General features: G+C 71.7%; 18 protein-coding genes. 5 read left to right on the forward strand and 13 right to left on the reverse strand.

Features of this window, described 5'->3' with window-relative positions:
- Positions 1-70: 70 nt before the first annotated feature.
- From EAH86_RS03055 to EAH86_RS03075, 5 genes are read right to left on the reverse strand one after another with little or no spacing between them, the layout of a single operon-like run.
- The gene (locus EAH86_RS03055; protein WP_140737109.1) at positions 71-592 is read right to left on the reverse strand and encodes a hypothetical protein; all 522 of its coding nucleotides are present in this window, start codon (positions 590-592) and stop codon (positions 71-73) included.
- Positions 592-1,971, reverse strand: a complete 1,380-nt coding sequence (locus EAH86_RS03060; protein ID WP_140737110.1) for a DUF58 domain-containing protein — start codon at positions 1,969-1,971, stop codon at positions 592-594. Before EAH86_RS03060 ends, EAH86_RS03055 begins: the two co-directional genes overlap by 1 nt.
- Positions 1,968-2,957 (reverse strand): AAA family ATPase, encoded by a 990-nt coding sequence (locus EAH86_RS03065; protein ID WP_140737111.1) that lies wholly within the window; start codon positions 2,955-2,957, stop codon positions 1,968-1,970. The genes EAH86_RS03060 and EAH86_RS03065 overlap by 4 nt, the downstream gene beginning before the upstream one ends.
- Positions 2,958-3,449: a hypothetical protein gene (locus EAH86_RS03070; protein WP_140737112.1), complete on the reverse strand. Its 492-nt coding sequence runs from the start codon at positions 3,447-3,449 to the stop codon at positions 2,958-2,960.
- Positions 3,446-4,189 carry a DUF4129 domain-containing protein gene (locus EAH86_RS03075; RefSeq protein WP_140737113.1) on the reverse strand — a complete coding sequence of 248 codons (744 nt, stop codon included), beginning with the start codon at positions 4,187-4,189 and terminating at the stop codon, positions 3,446-3,448. The genes EAH86_RS03070 and EAH86_RS03075 overlap by 4 nt, the downstream gene beginning before the upstream one ends.
- 129 nt (positions 4,190-4,318) lie before the next feature.
- Between EAH86_RS03075 and EAH86_RS03080 the strand changes: the two genes are divergently transcribed.
- The 3 genes from EAH86_RS03080 (at position 4,319) to EAH86_RS03090 (ending at position 6,718) form a co-directional block, all read left to right on the forward strand.
- Entirely contained in the window at positions 4,319-5,356 is a 1,038-nt protein-coding gene (locus tag EAH86_RS03080; protein WP_241668155.1) for a sigma-70 family RNA polymerase sigma factor, read from the forward strand.
- 8 nt (positions 5,357-5,364) lie between these two features.
- Entirely contained in the window at positions 5,365-5,952 is a 588-nt protein-coding gene (locus EAH86_RS03085) for a TIGR03086 family metal-binding protein (RefSeq protein WP_140737114.1), read from the forward strand.
- A 64-nt stretch (positions 5,953-6,016) separates the two neighbouring features.
- Positions 6,017-6,718 (forward strand): hypothetical protein, encoded by a 702-nt coding sequence (locus tag EAH86_RS03090; RefSeq protein WP_241668156.1) that lies wholly within the window; start codon positions 6,017-6,019, stop codon positions 6,716-6,718.
- Here the strand turns inward: EAH86_RS03090 and valS are convergent.
- Positions 6,649-9,294, reverse strand: coding sequence for a valine--tRNA ligase (gene valS / locus EAH86_RS03095; protein ID WP_140737115.1), 2,646 nt, complete (start codon positions 9,292-9,294; stop codon positions 6,649-6,651). The two genes, EAH86_RS03090 and valS, sit on opposite strands and share 70 nt — an antisense overlap.
- Before the next feature lie 73 nt (positions 9,295-9,367).
- Positions 9,368-11,155 carry an ABC transporter ATP-binding protein gene (locus EAH86_RS03100; protein WP_140737511.1) on the reverse strand — a complete coding sequence of 596 codons (1,788 nt, stop codon included), beginning with the start codon at positions 11,153-11,155 and terminating at the stop codon, positions 9,368-9,370.
- A 161-nt stretch (positions 11,156-11,316) separates the two neighbouring features.
- On the opposite strand from EAH86_RS03100, the gene EAH86_RS03105 reads away from it, so the two are divergent.
- Together EAH86_RS03105 and EAH86_RS03110 are read left to right on the forward strand one after the other, a co-directional pair.
- On the forward strand, positions 11,317-11,736 hold the full coding sequence (locus EAH86_RS03105; RefSeq protein ID WP_140737116.1) for a MarR family winged helix-turn-helix transcriptional regulator: 420 nt from the start codon (positions 11,317-11,319) through the stop codon (positions 11,734-11,736).
- A gap of 9 nt (positions 11,737-11,745) precedes the next feature.
- Positions 11,746-12,489: a lysophospholipid acyltransferase family protein gene (locus EAH86_RS03110; protein WP_140737117.1), complete on the forward strand. Its 744-nt coding sequence runs from the start codon at positions 11,746-11,748 to the stop codon at positions 12,487-12,489.
- 50 nt (positions 12,490-12,539) lie between these two features.
- Here the strand turns inward: EAH86_RS03110 and EAH86_RS03115 are convergent, their stop codons facing one another.
- The 6 genes from EAH86_RS03115 to EAH86_RS03140 all read right to left on the reverse strand — a co-directional run bounded on the left by EAH86_RS03115 (position 12,540) and on the right by EAH86_RS03140 (position 19,825).
- Positions 12,540-14,063, reverse strand: coding sequence for an RNA polymerase sigma factor (locus tag EAH86_RS03115; protein ID WP_140737118.1), 1,524 nt, complete (start codon positions 14,061-14,063; stop codon positions 12,540-12,542).
- 101 nt (positions 14,064-14,164) lie between these two features.
- Positions 14,165-14,701, reverse strand: a complete 537-nt coding sequence (locus EAH86_RS03120) for an NUDIX hydrolase family protein (protein ID WP_140737119.1) — start codon at positions 14,699-14,701, stop codon at positions 14,165-14,167.
- Between the two features lie 48 nt (positions 14,702-14,749).
- Positions 14,750-16,105: an FAD-binding oxidoreductase gene (locus EAH86_RS03125; protein WP_140737120.1), complete on the reverse strand. Its 1,356-nt coding sequence runs from the start codon at positions 16,103-16,105 to the stop codon at positions 14,750-14,752.
- Positions 16,102-16,983 carry an ECF transporter S component gene (locus tag EAH86_RS03130; protein ID WP_170212762.1) on the reverse strand — a complete coding sequence of 294 codons (882 nt, stop codon included), beginning with the start codon at positions 16,981-16,983 and terminating at the stop codon, positions 16,102-16,104. The genes EAH86_RS03125 and EAH86_RS03130 overlap by 4 nt, the downstream gene beginning before the upstream one ends.
- Complete coding sequence (locus EAH86_RS03135) at positions 16,983-18,737, reverse strand: ABC transporter ATP-binding protein (protein ID WP_140737121.1); 1,755 nt, start codon at positions 18,735-18,737, stop codon at positions 16,983-16,985. Before EAH86_RS03135 ends, EAH86_RS03130 begins: the two co-directional genes overlap by 1 nt.
- Positions 18,734-19,825: an energy-coupling factor transporter transmembrane component T gene (locus EAH86_RS03140; RefSeq protein WP_241668157.1), complete on the reverse strand. Its 1,092-nt coding sequence runs from the start codon at positions 19,823-19,825 to the stop codon at positions 18,734-18,736. Before EAH86_RS03140 ends, EAH86_RS03135 begins: the two co-directional genes overlap by 4 nt.
- Positions 19,826-19,827 lie beyond the last annotated feature (2 nt).

Raw genomic sequence — 19,827 nt, forward strand, 5'->3', positions numbered from 1 at the left:
AGGTGGTCACGGGTCTGCCGATTCCGGGGTCTGGTGACGCGCAGGTGGCAACAAGTCGGGACGGGCTGGGTCAGGGGCGGGGGCGGTCCTCGCGGCTGAGCAGCCAGACGCTGAAGGTGAGCAACGCGACTGCTGCGATCGCGGCATACGTCAGCGACACCTCGCCCTTCACCGCCTCCTGGCCGGACAGCATCGCCACGGCCCAGACGGGCACCGTCACGGCGGCCACGAGGGCGCCACGACGCGTCCAGCGCCGCAGGCTGAGGCGCGGCACTGGCACCTGTCCGGGCAAGCTGGCCGCGAGGCTCGCGGTGAGGTGCAGGACCAGTCCCGCCCAGGCTGCGACCAGAAGTCCGACCCAGGCAGCAGTGTCGGCCGGGACGGGCACGGCGGACAGCCAGTGCAGGACGTGACCCCCCAGCAGCACCGTCACGAACACCGAGTCAGGTTCGATCGCGGCGTAGACGGTCAGCGCCAGGAGGACCACGGCGGCCACGATGATCGGGTGCGGCGAGGCGGCCAGCGTCAGCACCAGCAGGGTGAGCGAGGCGGTGACGAGGATGCCACGGAGCACGAACTGGGAACGGGACATCAGCGACTCACCACCCGGGGCGCACGGGACCTGCGGCCCAGGTCACGGAGCACAAGGTCGAGGGTCCCGGGTCCGGCCCACGGGACGATCGGCACGCCGGCCTGACGGGCCCGGGTCATCTCCCGGTTGCGCTCGAGGAGCCGGAGCCGCCAAGCCAGCCGGGTCTCATCGGGATGGTCGTCGGCGGCGGACGACAGCTGTGCGAGCCCGGCCAGCGGGATGTCCGGGGTGGCGAGGTCGGACGGCAAGGTGTCGACGGTGACCACCGAGATCCCGCGGCGCGACAGGGCGACCGCATGGGCCAGCACCTCGGGGGAGATGGCCGGTGTGAGGATGACGGCGAGGGTTCCCGCGGAGACGTGGTGGCGCAGCTGGGAGCGCAGCCGCTTCTCGTCGCTGACCGTGCCGTCGGCGACCCTGACCCTGGCCAGGAGGTCCAGCAGGCGCCTCAGGTGGTTGCTTCCGGCGGCGGCCTTGACGTGCGGCAGGTCCCGGGCGCCGAGGACGAGCAGCCCGACCCGGTCGCCGGTCCGCAGGTAGTGCTCGGCGATGGCCCCCGCTGCACGAACCGCGTTGTCCAGGCTGCTGGTCGAACCCCCGACACCCTCGCTCTGCCCGATGTCGTTCATGGCGTCGACGAGCAGCAGGATCTCACTGTCCTGGTCGGCGTGCGTCGCGGTGACGTGCAGCTCACCGGTGCGCACCGACACCGGCCAGTGCACACGGCGCAGTCGGTCGCCGAAGCGGAACGGGCGGATCTGGTCGAGCTCGCCACCGCTGCCCTGGTGGTGCGACCGGTTCTGTCCGACCAGACCGTCGGGACGGGGGACAGGCACGCGGGCGGTGAAGGTGTCGGGCAGGGGCACCGTCGGGATCGCCGGCAGGGACACCGACTGCGGCTCCCACCGGAAGCCGCCGAACGCCCCGCTCACGGCAACCGTCGCAGGTCCCAGCGGGCGCAGACCCCAGCGAGTGCTCTGACAGATGATCTCGAGCGTGGTCGGTGCGCCGGCGCCAGGCGCGAATGCGGTTGCGGCTGCACGCAGCCCGGGCGTGAACAGCGTGTACGGCGTGGGCAGCAGGACCAAGCCCGCCTCCTCGACGCCAGGCCCGGGCGTGATCGTCGCGACCCACCTGGTGGCCTGTCCCTCGCGCAGCACGGGATGCGCGATCGCGGCACGGACCACCGGTGACGCGGTGGGCCTCGTGGCCGTCGCCCACAGCCCCACGAGGAGCAGGGGTGCTCCGAGCACCAAGGCATCGGGTCGTCGCAGCACGACGCCTGCACCGACGAACAGCAGGCCGAGGAGCACAGCGCGGATGTGCGCCGACGTCACTCGCCAGCGCGCCTCCAGCCGTTGCCCGGGGGCAGCTGTCATGGACGCTCGAAACCGGTCCGCGGGCCGCCTGACGTGGCAGCGGGGGTGGGCACGGACGAGAGCACGCTGTCGACGACACTTGCCGCCGAGACGTCGTTCATCCACAGTTCGGGTCGCACGGTGACGCGGTGGTCGAGGCAGGCGTGCGCCACGGCCTTGACGTCTTCCGGGGTGACGTAGTCGCGGCCGCGCAGCACGGCATACGCCCTCGAGGTGAGCAGGAGGGCGAGCGAGGCGCGAGGCGAGGCACCCATCAGCAGGTTCTGGTGGGTGCGCGTCGCGGCGACCAGCCGCACGCAGTACTGGCCGACCCCCTCGTCGACGGTCACCGTCTCGACCGCCTGCTGCATCTCGATGAGCCCGGCGCCGTCCGTCACGCTGGCGACCACCTGGGCCTCCTGCTGGCGCGCCATCCGTCGCTGCAGCACCTCCCACTCGTCGGCGGCGCTGGGGTAGCCGAAGCTCACCCGCAGCAGGAACCGGTCGAGCTGCGCCTCCGGCAGTGGGTAAGTCCCTTCGTACTCAACGGGATTCGCGGTCGCCAGCACATGGAACGGCTTGGGCAGCGCGAAGGTCTCGCCCTCGACGGTGACCTGTCCCTCCTGCATCGCCTCGAGCAGGGCGGACTGGGTCTTCGGGGGCGTCCGGTTGATCTCGTCGGCCAGCAGCAGCCCGGTGAACAGCGGTCCCTTGCGGAAGGTGAACTCGTGGGTCCGCTGGTCGTAGAGGAACGACCCGGTCAGGTCGCTGGGGAGCAGGTCTGGTGTGAACTGGGCCCGCGCGAAGTCCAGCCCCAACGCCTGCGCGAACGACCGTGCGGCCAGCGTCTTGCCGAGCCCGGGGAAGTCCTCCATCAGCACGTGGCCGCCGGCGAGGATGCCGGACAGCACGATCTCCAGGCTCTGCCGCTTGCCGACGACGGCGCGTTCGACCTCGGTGAGGATGGCGGTCGCGCGGGCGGCGACCTCGTCGAGGGTCAGGGTCACTTAGAGCTCCTCCAGGGTGGTGATGAACGCCGCGAGCTGGGCGGCGGTGACGCGGGTGGTCGGGGGGCCGGCGAGGTATGCCGTGAGGTCGGGTCCGAGCGCGGCCCGGCTCTCGTCGGTGCCGGTCAGGCCGCGACGGTCCCGCAGCCGCTCGACGGCGAGGCCGGTCAGGGCAGCGTGGATGCGGGTGGCGGACACGGGGTTGCCCGTGGCGGTGTCGCGCAGGTCGACGGCCAGCCGGCTGATCCGGGAGTCGGCACCTCTTGGTGGGGCGGACTCCGTGAAGGTGTTGTCCCAGTCGGTCGACTGTCGTGACTGCCACAGCCACTGGGCGAGGATGCCGAGGGCCGCGAGCAGGCTGGCGGAGGCCAGCAGCATCCCGGCATTGCCGAGCACGGGCACGGACACGACGAGCGCACCCACGGCCACGCAGCCGGCGAGGACGACGAGGAGCAGCTGGGCCGGCGCCAGGCCGACGAGGCGACGGATCACCGGGACGAAGCCCTGGTCCGGTCGGCCGTGGCGGCCCGGGCCTGGGCCATCAGGGAGACGGTGCGGCGCAGGTCGGCTTGCACCTGGAGGAGGGCATCGCGGGCGGTGGCCCGCTGCTCCTCGGCGACGGGGTGGCTGGAGAACCGCGCCTCGCGGTACAGCGCGGCCAAGGTGTCCAGCGGTGTCCGGTCCACGCGGTAGGAACGCAGCACGCTCGTGACCAGCTCAGCCGACGTGCGCGAGTCGTCGTCGCGCACTCCTGCGCTCCTCACGGCGTCCTCGAGGGCCACCCACGCGGCGATGACGGCGTTGGCGGGGGTGCCGCGGGCGAGGAGCTGTTCGCCCTCGAGCGCCCCTTCGAGCAGGGCTTCGGGGAGCACGTCCACGGCCTCCTGCTTACCGGTGTCGACCTCACGCGTCGCCCACCGGTCGCGCAGCGCCCTGCCGATGGCCACGAGGACGACGATGACCACCACGGCCAGCACCACCTTCATGGCGAAGCTGACCAGGCTGACCAGCACTGGGTCGCTGGCGCGGACATCGGCCCGTTTGAGGCCTTGGTTGGTGGCCGACAAGATCGGTCCGGGCCCGTATTCCTCGCCGGGCTCCTTTGCCTCCGTGCCGGAGAAGTCCTGCCGCGCGAACACGCCCACAGGGCCGGCGGCGGACACCCAGGCAGCGAGGAGCAGCGTTCCCGCTGCACCCAACCCCAGACCCAGCCCGCGTCGTGTCACGGTCATCGACCCTAGGCAGCGGGGCCGGTCATAGCGAGCGGACCCGGTGAATCGGAGACAGTTTGTTATCCACCGATGAGTTTTTCGGGCTCGGCCGGTCTGTCTTGATGTGGCACCTGTGTGCCTAGGGTGGACATGATGGTTGGACGACCGGAGGAGGACCTGATGACCGAGGTGCGCGAACGGGCCGAAGTGGCGGACTTTCCCGAGGCCACGGACGGCTTCAGGCGCGAGCTCACGGCCCACTGCTACCGCATGACCGGGTCGATCCACGATGCGGAGGACCTCGTCCAGGAGACCTACCTGCGGGCGTGGCGGGCCTATGCCGCCTTCGAGGGCCGGTCCTCGGTGCGGACCTGGCTCTACCGGATCGCCACGAACGTCTGCCTCACCGCGCTCGAGGGCAAGAACCGCCGGCCGCTGCCTGCGGGCCTGGGGACGCCGTCGAGCAACGCCGGGGACCAGCTCGTCGAGTCCACTGAGGTGTCGTGGCTCGAGCCGGCGCCCGACCCGATGGTGGCAGGGGAGTCGTCCGACCCGGCTGCGATCGTCGCGCAGCGCGAGAGCATCCGGCTGGCCTTCGTCGCAGCCCTCCAGCACCTGCCGGCCCGCCAGCGTGCCGTGCTGATCCTTCGCGACGTGCTGCGGTGGAAGGCCTCCGAGGTCGCCGAGGCGCTCGAGACGAGCGAAGCCGCGGTCAACAGCGCGCTGCAGCGGGCTCATGCCCAGCTCGCCAAGGCCAACGTCTCCCAGGACGAGGTGGAGGCCGACCTCGACCCACAGCAGCAGGAGATGCTCGAGCGCTATGTGAAGGCCTTCTGGGACAAGGACATCAACGCCATCGTCGGGATGCTGACGCGCGACGCCGTCTGGGAGATGCCGCCGTTCACCGGCTGGTACGTCGGTGCCGAGAACATCGGGCGGCTGATCGACAGTCAGTGCCCCGGCGGTGTCCACGACATGCCCATGGTGGCGACCAGCGCCAACGGGCAACCCGCGTTCGGCCTCTACATGCGCCAGCCCGACGGCACGTTCGCCCCGTTCCACCTGCAGGTCCTGACCCTCGACGCTGCGGGCAAGGTCAGCCACGTGGCCGCCTTCTTCGACCAGGCGCTGTTCGAGACGTTCGGTCTGCCGGCCACGCTCCCGGCAGACCACTCCGGTCCCGCGTGAGGTCGACGATGCCCACCGCGACCGGTCAGATCCGGCCGCCCAGTGCAGTCGAGCTGCTCGAGCGGGCCATCGCCTACACCCGCGCCAGCCTGGTCCAGGTGACCGAGGCCGACCTCGACCGACCGACACCGTGCCAAGGGTGGCGGCTGCGTGACCTGCTGGGCCACATGGACGACTCGCTGGAGGCGATGGCGGCTGCGGCGCAGGCCACCTCGCTCAGCCTGGTGCCGACCGAGGCGCCGAGCGAGGGTGCCGACCTGCTCGACAGCATCTGCCTCCGGGCCAGGGGTCTGCTGAGCCACTGGCACCCGGAGCGCGACGGAGCTGTCGAGCTGGGGGAGCTGAGCCTGCCCCGAGAGCTGCTCGGAGCCGTCGGCGCGCTCGAGATCACCCTGCACGGCTGGGACGTCGCGGAGGCGATCGGTCGGCCGAGGTCGATCCCGTCAGGCCTGGCCATGGACCTGTGGTCCGTCGCGCGTGACCACGTCACGGAGGCTGACCGGCCGTTCCGCTTCGGCCCGCCGGTCGAGGTCTCGGACTGGGCGACGCCGGCCACGCAGCTGCTGGCCCACACGGGACGGTCGACGCGGTGGTGAACCGGCGCCCAGGCCGACCCGCAGACCGGTAGAAGTTTGGAGCCCCACCCGCGAGGATGGGGCCATGACCTCGGGGTACCGGTTGCGCAGCGGTGACATCGGCCCGATCCAGCAGAGCCCGGTGACCTGCGGTTCCGCCTGCCTCACCGTCGCGCGGATGCTCGTCAACCCGGCGTTCGCCCGGTGGATCGTCACCGGCGAGGGACCCCGGGGCGACGCCCCGGCCGGGGCGACCGAGAAGGAGCGCTTCGCGGCATACGAACGCGTCGTCATGGGGCGCACCAACCGCCTGTATGCCGGCGGTAGGCGACTCAACGTCCCGTGGCCCCGCTCGCTGGGGACCCCCCCGTGGGGTGCCCGCAAGGAGCTCGAGTTCGGGGCCGCCAGGCGAGGCACCGACTACGAGCTTCGGGCCGTGCGGCCGCTCACGCGGGGCGCACTGCGGGAGGCGCACGCACGGCTGGTGGAGGTCGTGGCCGACGGTGAACCCGCGCTGCTCTACATCGGCAACGGGGTGCTGCCGCGCCACGTCACCCTCGTCCTGCCGGGTGACGGGGACCGTGTCCTGGATGTCTACGACCCCGCGACCGGGCAGGTGACCCTGCTCGACGAGGGACGGTTCGCCAGCCGCGAGCTGCGCATCGCAGGTTGGGATGTTCCGTGGATCACGGTGCAGCCCAACGGAACTCGCCGAGCTCAGGCCTTCGGCTTCTCCACGGGGATCAGCTCGGCGTCGCGCACCTCGGGAGTCTCGGCCTCGGCGTAGTCGATGGTGCCGGTGATCCGGCCCGCCGCGCGCAGGTCCGCCTCGGCGAGCCGGACCCGGTCAGCCCACTCGCCAGAACCGGCCAGCACGATCGAGGCCACCTCGGCACGCATGCCGACCTTGGCCTCCGACTTGGCCTTGCGCACACCAGCCAGCGCCTCGCCGACGGCGGTCAGGAGGGCAGTGTCGCCACCCGATCCGGCCGCCGCGTCCGCGGTGGTCGGCCAGGGGGCCCGGTGGACCGAACCCTCGTGCCACCACGACCACACCTCTTCGGTGACGTAGGGGAGCATCGGCGCGAACAGCCGCAGCAGCACGTCGAGGGCGATGCGCAGGGCAGCCCTCGCCGACGCAGCCTCCGCCTCTCCCTGGCCGCCGTAGGCGCGGTCCTTGACCAGCTCGAGGTAGTCGTCGCAGAAGGTCCAGAAGAACGTCTCGCTCACCTCGAGCGAGCGGGTGTGGTCCCAGGCCTCGAACCCCGCCGTCGCCTTGGCCACGACCTCGCCGAGCTGGGCCAGCATGGCGCGGTCCAAGGGGTTGGTGACGGCCACGTCCAGGTCGCCATCGACTTCGCCGCTGCCCTGGATGTCGACTTCGCCGAAGGACAGCGCGAACTTCGTCGCGTTGAGGATCTTGATGGCCAGCCGCCGGCCGACCTTCATCTGGCCGGTGTCGTAGGCCGCGTCGGCGCCGAGGCGACCGCTCGCCGCCCAGTAGCGCACCGCGTCCGCGCTGTGCTCCTTGACGACGTCCTCCGGGGTCACGACGTTGCCCTTGGACTTGCTCATCTTCTTGCGGTCGGGGTCCAGGATCCATCCGGACAGCGCCGCGTTGTGCCACGGGACGGTCCCGAACTCGAAGTGCGAGCGCACGACCGTCGAGAACAGCCAGGTGCGGATGATGTCGTGCCCCTGCGGGCGGACGTCCATCGGGAAGACCCCGGCGAACAGCTCGGGGTCGTCGCGCCAGCGACCGGCGATCTGCGGCGTCAGCGAGGAGGTCGCCCAGGTGTCCATGATGTCGGGGTCGCCGACGAACCCGCCGGCCTGGCCGCGCTGCGACTCGTCGTAACCCTCGGGTGCCTGGGCGGCAGGGTCCACCGGCAGCTGGTCCTCGGCCGGAACGAGCTGCTTGTCGAACACCGGGTCGCCGTTGTCGTCGAGGGGGTACCAGACGGGGATCGGCACGCCGAAGAAGCGCTGCCGCGAGACCAGCCAGTCTCCGTTGAGGCCGCTCACCCAGTTCTCGTAACGGGCCTGCATGAACCCCGGGTGGAAGGCGACCTGCCGGCCACGCTCGATCATCTCGGCGTTGAGGTCGGCGTCGCGCCCGCCGTTGCGGATGTACCACTGCCGCGAGGTGACGATCTCGAGCGGCTTCTCGCCCCGCTCGTAGAAGTTGGCCTTGCGCTGGGTGGCCTTCGGCTCACCGTCGAGGTCACCGGACTCCCGCAGCGCCGCCACGATCGCCTCGCGCGCGCTGAACGTGGTCTTGGTCGCGACCTGCTCGGCGAACAGCTGCTCGCCCGGCCCGCCCGCGAGCCACTCCGGCACCTCGGCCTGGATCCGGCCCGAGCGGGTGATGATCGACCGGGTCGGCAGCTGCAGCTCGCGCCACCACAGGACGTCGGTGAGGTCACCGAAGGTGCAGCACATGGCGATGCCGGCGCCCTTGTCCGGCTCAGCGGCCGGGTGCGCGACCACGGGGATCTCGACGCCGAACAGCGGCGAGCGCACCGTGGAACCGAACAGGCCGGCATACCGCTCGTCGTCGGGGTGGGCGATCAGCGCGACTGCGGACGGGATCAGCTCGGGTCGGGTGGTCTCGATGTGGATCGGCCCGTCCGCGCCGTGGAAGGCCACGCGGTGGTAGGCGCCCGGGTAGTCGCGCGCCTCCAGCTCGGCCTGGGCGACGGCGGTCTGGAAGGTGACGTCCCACAGTCCCGGCGCCTCGGACTGGTAGGCCTCGCCGCGCGCGAGGTTGCGCAGGAAGGCCTGCTGCGCCGTGGCCCGCGAGTGGTCGTCGATGGTGCGGTAGGAGATGTCCCAGTCGAGGCTGAAGCCCATCCGCCGGAACAGCGACTCGAACGCCTTCTCGTCCTCGACGGTCAGCTCGTCGCACAGCTCGATGAAGTTCTGCCGCGAGATCGGCATCGTGTCGGCGGCCTTGAGGCTCTTGGCGTCACCACGGTGCGGCGGCTGGAAGTCTGCGACGTAGGGCAGCGAGGCGTCGCCGCGCACGCCGTAGTAGTTCTGGACGCGCTTCTCGGTCGGCAGGCCGTTGTCGTCCCAGCCGATCGGGTAGAACACCTCGAGGCCCTGCATCCGCTTGTAGCGGGCCATGCAGTCGGTGTGCGTGTAGGAGAACACGTGCCCCATGTGCAGGCTGCCGCTCGCGGTTGGCGGCGGGGTGTCGATCGAGAAGACCGCCTCGCGACCCCTGGCCAGCGCCGCGGCACGGTCGAAGGTGTAGGTGCCCTGCTCCCGCCATACCTGCGCCCACGTGTCCTCGAGCCCGTCGATCGAGGGCTTGTCGGGGATCGTGGCAGCGCTGGACGAGGTGGGTGCATCGGTCATGGCGCGATCTTCCCATCCCGCTCGGGGTGGTTGCGAACCGGTTGGCGGGTATGCCGCCTGCCCGGGTCTGCCCTCATGCCGCCGCGAACGCCGTGGCCGACCCCGCTAAGTGCGCGTATCGGCCGCCCTTGGCGAGGAGCGAGGCGTGGCTCCCCTTCTCGACGACCTGGCCGTGGTCGAGGACGGCGATCTGCTCGGCGGACTCGATCGTGGTCAGCCGGTGCGCGATGGTGATCGTGGTGCGGCCGGCGCTGAGGGCGTCCAGGGCGTGCTGCAGCTCGCGCTCGGTGTCGTTGTCGAGGGCGCTGGTCGCCTCGTCCAGGACGAGGACCCTGGGGTCGCGCAGGAGTGTGCGGGCGATGGCCAGGCGCTGCTTCTCGCCGCCGGAGAACCGGTGGCCGCGAGCTCCCACCATGGTGTCCAGCCCGGCGGGCAGGCTCGCCACCAGCTCGTCGATCTGGGCGGCGGCCAGGGCGCGCCACAGCTGGGCCTCGCTGGCGGCAGGCCGGGCGAGCAGCAGGTTGTCGCGGATCGAGGCGTGCACCAGGTAGGCCTCCTGGGAGACCACCCCGACGATGGCAGCCAGGTCGTCCGAGGACAGGTCGCGCAGGTCGTGTTCGTCGATGGTCACCCGGCCGGAGCCGGGGTCGTGCAGGCGGGAGACGAGGGCGGCGAGGGTGCTCTTGCCGGACCCGGTCTCGCCGACGAGGGCCAGGGTCGTTCCCGCGGGGACCACCAGGTCGATGTCGCCAAGTGCTGGGATTGCGCTGTCGGGGTAGGCGTAGCTGACCCCCTCGAACCGGACCTCGCCCCGGATGGTCGTCGGGTCGATCCGGGTGGGATCGGCCGGGGGAGCGACGTCGACGGGCAGGTCGAGGTAGCCGAAGATCCGGCTGAACAGCGCCATCGAGGAGATCCACTGGGCACCGAGGTTGAGCAGCCCCATGAGTGGGCGGAAGATGCCGGACTGGAGGGCGGTGAAGGCGACGAGGGTGCCGATGGTCATGCCACCGGAGGTGGCCGGGAACCCGGCGGCGAGGTAGATCGCAGCGGGGATGGCGGCGAACACGATGCTCATGGTGGCCATCCGCCACCGGCCGGCCAGCTGCGAGCGGATCTCGAGGTCGACCAGGCTGGTCGAGGTCTCCTCGAACCGGCGGGAGGCGGTGCCGCTGGCACCGAGGGTCTTGGTGAGCAGCACTCCGCTCACCGACAGGCCTTCGTCGACCTGGGTCTGCAGGTCGGCGAGCCGGCGCTGTTGCTGGCTGGTGATCTCGCGGCGCGCGAGGGCGACCCGGCGGGTCAGCCAGACGGCCGGCGGGATGACCAGGAGGGACAACAGGCTGAGCCGCCAGCTGAGGGCCACCATCGCCACTGCGGTGCCGACAGCGGTGGTGACGTTGGAGGCCACCGACGTGGCCGTGCTCGTGACGACCGACTGCATGGCCCCGATGTCGTTGGTCAGGCGGGACTGCACCTCACCACCACGGGTGCGCTTGAAGAAGTCCATCGACTGTCGCTGCAGGTGGTCGAACACCTGGGTGCGCAGCGTGTGCATGATCTGCTGGCCGAGTCCGGTGGACAGCCAGGTCTGGACGACGCCCAGCAGGGAGCTGGCGATGGTCACGGCGAGCATCCCGGCCACGGCGAGGACCAGCAGGCGAAGGTCCTGGTGGGGGAGCGCGTCATCGATGACGGATCGGATGAGGAAGGGCTGGGCGAGCGAGATCGTCGAGGAGGCCACGATGAGGGCCATCACGAGGCCGATGGTCCAGCGGTGCGGGCGGAAGAGGCCGGCCAGTCGCGAGAGCGGGACGGGCGACTCGGCCAGCTGCTGGCGGTCGGCCCGGGACGGCTTCATGGCGCCGCGTCCTCCGCGGTCCCCCGGATCGCGGGTCGGGTTCGGGTCGAGGTTCTGGGTGTTGTCCAAGCGACACCACCTCTTTCTGGTTGCGTTGCGCCGATATTGATGAGGTTACCTCACAATGATGTAACAGGACAAAGGGCCGCTAGCATTCCCGCATGACCGAGACCGACGGACAGGAGCCGCTCTCCGAGCTGCTCATGCGCAGTGCGAGGGCGATGCGTCGTCGCTGGTCCGACAGCCTCGCGCCGTGGGACCTGTCACCCCACCAGGCCCGCGCCCTGCGGGTGGTGCGCCGGCACGAGTCCGCGCGGATGGGGACCATCGCGGCCCACCTGCGGATCGCGCCGAGGTCGGTCACGGAGGTGCTGGACGGGCTGGAAGAGCGCGGCCTGGTCCGCCGCGTCCCGGATCCCACGGACCGTCGTGCCGTCCTCGTGGAGCTCACCGACGCCGGGCTGTCGCTGCTCGCAGAGGTGGACGCGGCGCGCGACGGTGAGTCCGCGACCTACCTCTCGGTGCTCTCGGTGCGTGACCGCGCGCACCTCGCGCGGCTGCTTCGCAAACTTGACCCCTAGGGTTGGCCCATGGAACCCGTCTACACCCCCGTCATCGGGTTGGCCCGTGCCCTGTTCGCCGCCCAGGGGCTCAAGATCACCATGTCGGGCGTCGAGCACGTGCCTTCCCATGGGGGCGCGGTGATGGCGATCAACCACACCGGCTACTTCGACTTCACGTATGCCGGGTTGGTCGGTGTGAAGGCCGGGCGCTACGTGCGGTTCATGGCCAAGAAGTCGATCTGGTCCAACCCTGTGGCCGGCCCGCTGATGAAGGGGATGAAGCACATCCCGGTCGACCGCGAGGCCGGTCTGGGGTCGTTCGATGCCGCCCGCGACGCGCTGCGCAGCGGTGAGATCATCGGCGTCTTCCCCGAGGCCACCATCTCGAGGTCCTTCGAGCTCAAGGCCTTCAAGTCCGGCACCGTCCGCCTTGCGCAGGAGGGCGGCGTGCCGATCCTGCCGGTCACGATCTGGGGTTCGCAGCGGGTCTGGACCAAGGGCCAGCCGCGCAAGATGGGCCGGCACGGCATACCCCTGCTCATCACGGTCGGCGCCCCCATCGAGGTCGGCGCCGACGAGAAGCCGGGTCTGGCCACGATTCGGGTGCGGGCCGCCATGGAAGCGCAGCTGCGCGCCGACCAGGACCGCTATCCCGCGTGGCCGGCCGCGGAACGGCACCTGCTGCCGACCCGGCTCGGCGGAACTGCCCCGACCCCCCAGGAGGCCGACGCGATGGACGTCGCCGACCGCAAGAGCCGCCGCACGTCCTGAGTCCGCGGTAGCAACCGCGTGAGGGGTCCCCGCGCAGGGATGAGCCTGTGCTAGGCCTTGGTGCCCTGGTGGTGGCCGTGGGCCTTGGCTGCCTTCGCAGCCTTGGCCTTGGCTGCCTTGGCTGCCTTGGCTGCCTTGGCCTTCGCTGCCTTGGCGTCCGCCTTGGCAGCTCGTGCTTCGGCCTTGGCTGCCGCCTTGGCGGCTCTGGCCGCGGCCTTGGCCGCCTGCTTTGCTGCCCTGGTGGAAGCCTTGTCCGTGCCATGGGTGCTGCCGTTGCCCACCGTCACGACCGGGCCGCTTGCGGGCGGCGGGAGGACGGTCTGCGGCCCCGCGGGAGTCGTGGGCGTGGTGGGCGTGGTCGGCGTGGTGGGCGTGGTCGGGGTGGTCGGCGGGGTCGGGGTTCCGGTGGGTGTCGACGGGGTCGAACGCTCCGGGACGACATAGGACGCCAGCACGATCTGGGTGACGGTGGACCCACGCTGGATGGACACCGGCTGCGTGTCACCGCCGCCGGTCCCCGGCTGCACGGCAGGCTGGGTGGTGCCCGGCTGTGACCCGCCGCCGGTCCCACTGCTGCCACCAGGTTGGGTCTGCGGGTTGCCGACCGTGCTGCTGTCGCCGGTGGACGGCGGGAAGGGTGTCCCAGGAAAGACCGGACCCTCAGCGGTGACCAACGGCGGGTTGCCGTGGTCGCCGAGGATTCCGTCGACGGCGGCGGTCAGGAGGCCGCTCATCGCGGCAGCAGTGCCCATGCCGCCGAGGGCGACCAGCCAGACGGTGGCAGCCACCCCGGTCTTGGCCGACCGGCTCGGAGTCCCGGTCGGCGAGCCGACGGCTGTCAGGTGGAAGGCGCTGGACGGCGCCTGGGCGAGGGACGCGATGCCCAAGGGCTCGACCGGCGCCGGCTCGGAGAGGCTCGCCTCAACGGCCTCGGCCCAGGCAGCCCCCTTGCCCATCGGCGCAGCAGCGGGTGCCGCATGGGGTGCCGCATGGGTGAGGGCGGCGGTGAAGAGGGGGGTGACGAGCCGTAGGTCGGCAACCTCATCGGGGCGGACCGGTGCGCGGAGTGCGTCGATCAGCTCCTCGAACGACATCGTCAGGCGTTCCTGCCCCTGCTGCACGAGGGCGAGCACAGCACCCGGGTCGTGGCCGGTCAGGCGGGCCGTGGCTTCGCGCCCCAGGTTGGCGATGACCCCCATCGCCAACACATCCGCCTGGTCCGGCGGGCAGGCACGGAGCACCTCGATGGCGCGGTCCACGTCGTCCGGGTCCGTCGGGGCCGGGCCCGTCGCGGAGCTGACACCGTCGGTCCGCAGCCTGCCGGTTGCGGCTTCACGCGCAGCGCCGACGACCAGCTCGAGCCAGGTGTCGTCGTCGGCCGGGCAGACCTTCAGCTGGAGCAGGACCGTGGCCCAGGCGTCCTGGGCCAGCTCGTCGAGCTCGGCCGGGCCGGCGTCGGTCGTGACCCGCAGGTAGCGCAGGAGGACCGGGTTCGTGGCTCCATACAGGCGTGGGTAATCGTCCTCGATGCCGCCTTGGGCTCCGAGGAGGTATGTGGCGATTTCCCCCGGCACGGGACCATTGTGCTCCCGCGGTCGGTCGATCTGCGTCAGCCGTTCGGTTGAGGATTGGCCGATTTCCGCCGGACGGACCCGGTCGTCGTGCTTGTGGGCGCTCAGAGCGGGTGACCGAGATGAGCCATCGCCTGGCGCAGCAGCACGCCGTGGCCACCGTCCATCTCCTCCAGGAGCGAGGGTGCGACGGCCTCCTCGGGGGTGAGCCAGGCGAGGTCGAGCGCGTCCTGCTGGGGTTGGCAGTCACCGGCCACCGGGACGACGAACGCCAGTGACACCGCGTGCTGCCTCGGGTCGTGGAACGGCGTGACCCCAGGCGTCGGGAAGTACTCGGCCACCGTGAACGGCTGGGGGCTGGCCGGGATCTGGGGGAGGGCCATCGGGCCGAGGTCTTTCTCGATGTGCCGGATCAGGGCGTCGCGCACGCGCTCGTGGTAGAGCACGCGGCCCGAGACGAGCTCGCGGTTCATCGCTCCGTCGGACGCCCGCAGCAGCAGGCCGATGGCCGTCACGGCGCCCCGCTCGTCGACGCGCACGGGCACTGCGTCGACGTAGAGGATGGGAAGCCGCTCCCGCGCTGCATCGAGCTCCTCGCGGGTCAACCAGGACTCACTGCGGTGGAGATCGATGCTGCTCATGCCCCCGTTTCTACCAGTGACCCGGTCGGTCCCTGACGGGAGGCGGTGTCAGGACCAGTAGACGCGGCCCGGGTTGAGGATCCCCCGCGGGTCGAACAGGGCCTTGACTGCCCGCTGGCGGTCCAGCTCGCGTTCCCCGAGCTCCTGGGCCAACCACGGCGCCTTGAGGGTGCCCACACCGTGCTCGCCGGTGATGGTGCCGCCCATCTGCAGGGCCGCGGTGATGATCTCGGTGAATGCGCGATGGGCGCGCTCGCGGCTGGCGGGGTCGGCGGCGTCGAAGAAGATGCTCGGGTGCAGGTTGCCGTCGCCCGCGTGCCCGGCCATCACGACCTCGAGGCCGTGCTGCGCGCCGATGGCCTGCCCGGTCCGGATCAGGTCGGTGAGTCTCCCGACCGGCACACAGACGTCCTCGAGGTAGCGCGCGCCCTTCGCCTCGAGAGCCGGGCTGAGCGCGCGGCGGCCCGCGAGCAGCAGGTCGGCCTCGGCCGCGTCGTCGGCGACAGCGACGTCCACGGCACCCGCGTCGGCGAGCAGCACGGCATACCGCTGCACGTCCTCCGCGGTGTGGTCCGGACGGTCGGACTGGACGAGCAGCACGGCCTCGCAGTCCTGCGGGAAGCCGTAGTCCGCCAGCGCCTGCACCGCCGCCACGGCGGCCCGGTCGAGCAGCTCGACGAGCGAGGGCACGTGGCGTTCGTGGCGCAGCGCGACGATCGCCTGTCCCGCCGCGTCGAGCGAGTCGAAGGTCGCCAGGACCGTGAGCGCGGGGTCGGGCGCGGGGAGCAGCCGGGTGGTGACCTCGGTGACCACGCCGAGCGTCCCCTCGGACCCGACGAAGAGCCCGGTGAGGTCGAGGCCGGCCACTCCCTTGGCGGTGCGGTGGCCGGTGCGGATCACCTCGCCGCCGGGCAGCACCACCTGGAGTGCGCGCACGTAGTCGGCCGTGACGCCGTACTTGACGCAGCACAGGCCACCCGCGTTGGTGGCGACGTTGCCGCCGATGGTGCAGAACGCCGAGCTCGCGGGGTCGGGCGGGTAGAAGAGCCCCTGCGCGGCCGCGGCGTCCTTGAGGTCCTTGTTGATCACGCCCGGGCCGAGCACGGCCAGGCCTTCGAGCGGGTCGATGGTCGTGATCGAGTCGAGCCCCTCGGTGTTGAGCACCACGCCGCCATCGATCGCCACCGAGCTGCCCGTGAGGCTGCTTCGTGCGCCTTGTGGCACGACCGGTGTGCGTGTCTCGTGAGCCCAGCGCATCACCTCGACCACGTCGTCGAGGTCGCGAGCCCGAACCACCTCGAAGTCCCCGGGCGCAGTGGCACCGACCGACTCGTCGGTCGCGTAGGTGGCCTTGACGTCGGGGTCGGTGACGGTGCGGATGGGCAGCGAGGTGTGCGTGCTCATCCCTGCAGCGTATGCCGCGTGGCCGGCGCGTCGCGGAGGTGCGCCCCTTGGTCGAAGCCCACGTCCGCGTCGGAGTCCATGTCCGCGTCGAAGCCCACGTCCGCGTCGAAGGCGGCTCGACGGGAGGCGCGGCGCAGGGTCCCGAGGACGGCCCGGCCGGTCACGGCGATGAGGACGACGTTGGTCAGGGCGCGGCCGAGGTCCCACCAGAGCGAGGTGGCGGCCGAGAAGACCCCGAACCGGCGCAGGTTCTCCCACGGCGCGGCGCCGGCCACGAACGACAGGTCGCTCTCGAGCCCGCTGGCGAACGGCCAGAAGGAGAAGTTGAGGGCGACGCCGTAGAGCAGACCCGCGACCGCCCCGTAGCCGGCGAGCAGCAGGACCTCCCACCGGGCGGGAACCCGCGGCAGCAGACCGGCGCCGAGGCCGACCCAGGCGGCACCCAGCATCTGGTACGGCAGCCAGGGCCCGACACCGCCCGTGATCAGCGCCGAGGCGAACAGCGTGGTCGACCCCAGGACGAACCCGAAGCCCGGACCGAAGACGCGGCCGCCGAGGATCAGCAGGAAGAACACCGTCTCCAGGCCTGCGGTGCCGGCGCCCAGCGGACGCAGCGCAGCACCCACGGCGGACAGCACCCCGAGCATCGCCACGGCTTTGACGTCGAGGCCGCCCTCGCTGATCTCGAACAGCACCACCGCCATGAGCAGCGGCAGCAGGAGGGCGAAGACGAGGGGGGCGTCGGCATTCTGACCGAGCCGGGAGTCCGCTGTGGCGAACAACGGCCACCCGAACGCGAGCAGGCCCGCGAGCGAGACGAGGACGAGCGCCACCGTGGAGCGGGGCCGCAGCGCGATGACGCTGATCGGGGGGGCCATCAGCGCGAACCTCCCGCGGTTGCCGTGAGGGCGGACTCCACCTGGTCGAGCCGCAGCAGCCGCAGGGGGGCCAGCACCTTGGCCACCTGGGGTGCGAAAGCGGGGGAGTCGCAGAGGACGTCGGTCGCGGGTCCGTCGGCGACGATCCTGCCCTCGGACATGACGATGACACGGTCGGCGACGGTGGCCGCGAACTCGACGTCGTGGGTGGCCACGGCCAGGGCGCTGCCGTTGGCCGCGAGGTCGCGCAGCAGACCTCCGAGGACCGCCTTGGCGGGGTAGTCCAGACCGCGGGTGGGCTCGTCGAGCAACAGTGCGGCGGGGGCGGCAGCGAGCTGGATCGCCAGGACCAGGGCGAGCTGCTGCCCCTCCGACAGGTCGCGGGGGTGGTGGTCGTCCGGTATCCCGGGGGCCAACCGGTCGAGGGTGGCGCGCGTGGCGCCGGGCTCGGCTCCGGTCTCGTGGTCGGACTGACGACACTCGGCTCGGACCGAGTCGAGGTAGAGCAGGTCGGGCGCGCTCTGGGGTACGAGTCCGATGTGGCTGCGCCGGACCTTGGGCGACTCCGTGGCGGGGTCGACGCGGGTTCCCGAGGCGGCCAGGACCGAGACGTCACCGGCACTCCGAGCCGCTGTCCCGTGCAGCGCCCACAGCAGCGAGGACTTGCCAGCACCGTTGCGGCCCATGAGGACTGCGACCTCACCGTCCCGCAGGGACAGGTCGACCGAGCGGACGGCTGCCACCGTCCCGTGGGTGACCTCGAGCTCCGTTGCGACCACGCGCTCGCCAGCGGGAGGTGATCCCGGTCCAGTGGCCACGACACGCTGACCGACCCCGGACGGCGCCGGCGTGTCGTGCACTCTGGACTCCGACGGACCCGGCGACGTGGCCGACGAGGCGAGGAGGTCCGCCCGCAAGGTGGTCGCGGCCCGCCGGGCGTCCCGGATGGTCAGCGGCAGCGGCTGCCAGCCGGCCCATCGGCCGAGGTGGACGACCGGTGGGGCGAGGGGTGCGCTCGCCATGACGTCACGCGCCAGACCGTGGCTGACCGTGCCGTCGTCCGCGACCAGGATGACGCGGTCGGCGGTTCCGACGATGCGTTCGAGGCGGTGCTCGGACAGCACGACCGTCAGGCCGAGGTCGTGGACCAGCCGGGACAGCGTCGCGAGGACCTCTTCGGCGCCGGTCGGGTCCAGGGCCGAGGTGGGTTCGTCCAGGACCAGCAGGCGGGGGCTGGCAGTCAGCACCGAGCCGATGGCGACGCGCTGCTGCTGTCCGCCGGACAGGTCACGCAGCGGGGCGTCGCGCAGGTCGGCGATCCCGAGCAGGTCGAGCACCTCCTCGACCCGGCGTCGCATGGCGGGCGGGTCGAGCGCGAGCTGCTCGAGCGTGTAGGCCAGCTCCTCCTCCACGGTGTCCGTCACGAAGCCGGCCAGCGGGTCCTGGCGCACCACGCCCACCACCTCCGCGAGGTCGCGAGGGCGGTGGGTCCGGGTGTCGCGACCGCAGACGGTGACCCGGCCGGACAGGTGGCCTCCGGTGAAGTGCGGGACGGTGCCGTTCACGGCCCCGAGCAGGGTGGACTTGCCCGAGCCTGTGCGTCCGGTGACGACGACGAGCTCGCCCTCCTCGAGCACGAACGACGCCGAGCGGAGAGCGGGCCTGGAGCTTCCGGCATACCGGATGGTGACGTTGTCGAAGACGACGGGAGCGCTGGCGTCGGGAATGACCGGGGTGGCGGGGTGGATGTTCATCGGGTGCCATCCCGTCGCGCCACCGGCGGGTCAGGCGCGACGAACGTGGGCAGGGCTGCGACGAGGATCCCGAGGACTGCGAGCAGGGGGAGTGCCGGCGCAGCCAACGGCTGCACCGGCAGCGCCAGGGAGTCGGGGGCGTGTCCGGCCTGGACCACCATGAGCACCGCCGCCACGACGCCGGATCCGGCGACGAGCCACTCGGGGAGCCCCCAGGGGTCCGGCCGGTAGACGCTGCGCTGCACGCTGCGACCACCGACGCGCATGCCGATCGCCGACAGGGCCAGCCCGAGGACGAGCATCGGCATCCCGATGAGGGTCGGTGCGGTGCCGTCGAGCAGCCCGTACATGCCGATGCCGGCGCCGAGGAGGCCAGTGAGGGTCAGGGCCCCGGTGAGCCGACGGGAGCTGGTCGACTGCGCGGTGCGTCGGCCGTAGCCGCGCGAGTCCATGGCCGAGGCGAGGGCCAGCGACCGGTCGAGCGTGTCCTGCAGGACGGGCAGGGCGACCCGGCCGACCGACCGGATCCCGGCACCGCCCTCGCCCCGGAGCACCCGCGCGCGGCGGACCCGCTGGACGCTCTCGGCGAGCTGCGGCGCCACGGTCACCGAGATGACGACCGCGGTGCCGATCTCGTGCAGGGCGCTGGGCAGGGCGCGCAGCAGCCGCTTGGGGTTGGCGAGGGCGTTGGCGGCGCCGATGCAGGCGATCAGGCTCGCGAGCCGCAGGCCTTCTGCAGCGGCGGCGAGGATGCCTTCGAGGTAGAGCGGGCCGAGCAGGGTGATGCCGGGTAGCTCGACGCTGGGCAGCGTGTAGAGCTTCATGGTGCCGAACTTGTAGCCCACCAGGACATGCAGCGCGACGCGCAGGACGATGATGAACGCGCCGAGCACGAGGTAGAGCCGGAAGGCGCGGGCCCACGGCGAGCTGCCGCGCTTGGCCGCGACGACCAGGCTCGCGACGCTCACCGCGAGCAGGAGCAGCAGCGGGTTGTTCGTGCGCGAGCAGGCCACCGCGAGCCCGATCGCCCACACCCACCAAGCGACGGGGTGCAGGTGACGGGACAGCGGTGTGCCTGCTGCGCGCACGG

It is taken from the genome of Pedococcus bigeumensis (assembly GCF_006438965.1).
Classification (GTDB): Bacteria; Actinomycetota; Actinomycetes; order Actinomycetales; family Dermatophilaceae; genus Pedococcus; species Pedococcus bigeumensis_A.